The 1,863-nt window shown below is 70.5% G+C and carries 4 protein-coding genes; 3 read left to right on the forward strand and 1 reads right to left on the reverse strand.

Annotated elements, in window-relative coordinates:
* A partial coding sequence (locus ACLEQD_RS42450; protein WP_410391660.1) for a hypothetical protein occupies window positions 1-683 on the forward strand: 683 nt, incomplete at its 5' end.
* Window positions 684-869: 186 nt separating this feature from the next.
* Window positions 870-1,028: a hypothetical protein gene (locus tag ACLEQD_RS42455; protein ID WP_158617183.1), complete on the forward strand. Its 159-nt coding sequence runs from the start codon at window positions 870-872 to the stop codon at window positions 1,026-1,028.
* Between the two features lie 153 nt (window positions 1,029-1,181).
* Here ACLEQD_RS42455 and ACLEQD_RS42460 read toward each other — a convergent pair whose 3' ends face one another.
* Window positions 1,182-1,472 (reverse strand): TIGR02300 family protein, encoded by a 291-nt coding sequence (locus ACLEQD_RS42460; RefSeq protein ID WP_410391662.1) that lies wholly within the window; start codon window positions 1,470-1,472, stop codon window positions 1,182-1,184.
* Between the two features lie 140 nt (window positions 1,473-1,612).
* On the opposite strand from ACLEQD_RS42460, the gene ACLEQD_RS42465 reads away from it, so the two are divergent.
* Window positions 1,613-1,863 (forward strand): zinc-ribbon domain-containing protein (locus ACLEQD_RS42465; protein WP_410391663.1); only part of this gene is annotated, 251 nt, incomplete at its 3' end.

Here is a 1,863-nt window from a genome sequence, read left to right on the forward strand (position 1 = left end):
CGCGCCCCACCGGGCCGGTGAAGTGGGGCGAAATCGAGGGCCGGGTGCTCCTCTCCGGGACCCCTCCCCAGCCCTCCAGCGCGCCGACCTCCGCCACCGTCGCCAGCGTGTGCGGCGACCAGTCGGAGGACCGCTCGCTCGTGGTGGGAGGCGAGGGCGCCCTGGCCCACGCCGTCGTCTCACTCCAGGACGGCGCGGGGCTGCCCGCCCCGGAGACGCCCGCGGCCCCGCCGGTGCTGGACCAGAAGCAGTGCCACTACGAGCCCCCCGCGCTCGCGGCGATGGCCGGCGGGGAGCTCCTGCTGCGCAACTCCGACCCGCTGGTGCACAACGTGCGCGCCCAGGCCGGGACGAACCGTTCGGTCTTCAACGTGGCCATGCCCCTGGAGGGCATGACCCTGCGCCGCCCGCTGCCCGCCGAGCCGGGCACCGTCCAGGTCCGCTGCGACGTGCACCCGTGGATGCGCGCGGTGGTCCGCACCTTCAACCACCCGTACTTCACCACCACCGCCCCGGACGGGCGCTTCCGGATGCGCGTCCCCGAAGGGGCCCACACGCTCGTCTTCTGGCACGACCGGCTGCCGGAGACCTCCCGGACCGTCACCGTCCGTGCGGGGGAGACCGTACAGGTCGAGCAGACCTGGGGCGTGGAAGCGCTGCGTCAGGCCGGCTCGGGAAGGTAGGGCGCCCCTGACACGGCTGTCGCGTGCGGAGCCGATGGAACGAAAGCGTCGGTCCGGCGTTCCGTATAAGTGCCGGGAAGCACGCCCCTTGTTCAGACTTCTGTCTTGGTGGCAAAATTGCTTCTTCGGAAGCCAACACTTCCGCGAGGGGGACGCGTCATGCATCAGGCCAGGAAGCAACCCACGTTGTCCGCAGAGGTTGAGCGCCTGCCGCTGGGGGCCCGCCGCAAGGGCGCCCGTCCGGTGGGCATGCAGGAGATGGGGCCCAACCTCTACGAGAAGATCCAGAGCGCGCTCACCGAGCTGTCGCTGGTGTCGTCGCACGAGCGTCTGAGCGGCACCTGAGGTGACGTCCCGGAGCGGTGCGGGCCCCTTTCAGAGGGGGTCCCCGCTCCGGGGAGGCTGTTCCCGGCCCCGGGGAGCGGGCGGCGGGAAACGGCGAAAGGGCCCGCCCGAGCAGCTCGGGGGGCCCTGAAACCTTCAACCCTGGGGACGACCCTAGATGTCGTCGTCCTCGGCGGCGGGCGCCTCCTCGGCGTCCTCGTCATCGCCGAAGGTCTCGAGGTTCTCCTCGTCCTCCTCGGCGGCGGGCGTCTCCTCGGGCTCGGGCTCGATGACCTTCGGAGCCGCGGCCAGGCGGCCACGCCGGCCCTCGGCGGGCTTGGCGACCACGTTCTCCCGCTGATCCGCCCCGCACTTGGGGCAGATGGGGTCCGGCTTCTTCATGTCGTAGAACTTCGTCCCGCACTTGTAGCAGCTGTGCTTGGTCCCGAGATCCTTCGCCGGCATGCGCCACCCTCGTAGAGCCTGGAGTGAAACAGAGGGCGGCTGAATAGATGGGCCGAAGAACAGAGTCAACCGTGTGTTTGCGCGGGAGATTTCTGGCGGTAGCATCCCCGCCGGTTTCCCCCGAGAGCCGGACGCCCCCTTTGAACTTCACCTGCGACAATTGCCAGAAGCGGTACTCCATTGCGGACGAGAAAGTCCGCGGCAAGACGGTCAAGGTCCGTTGCAAGAACTGCCAGAACGTCATCACCGTGGAAGGGCCCGCCGAGGAAGAGAGCACCCGCGTGGTGTCGCTCGCCGACGTGGAGCGCATCCGGGCCCAGGAGCGTTCGCTGGCGGGAGGTGGAGGTGCCGCCGCCGCCGCGCCCGCGCCCGCCCCGGCTCCGGTGGCCGC

It is taken from the genome of Corallococcus sp. 4LFB, assembly GCF_046520365.1.
Taxonomy (GTDB): Bacteria; Myxococcota; Myxococcia; order Myxococcales; family Myxococcaceae; genus Corallococcus; species Corallococcus caeni.

Bases quoted from the DNA above. Each gene is read 5' to 3' on its own strand.
- ACLEQD_RS42460 (WP_410391662.1), bottom strand. From the start codon at position 1,472: ATGCCGGCGAAGGATCTCGGGACCAAGCACAGCTGCTACAAGTGCGGG.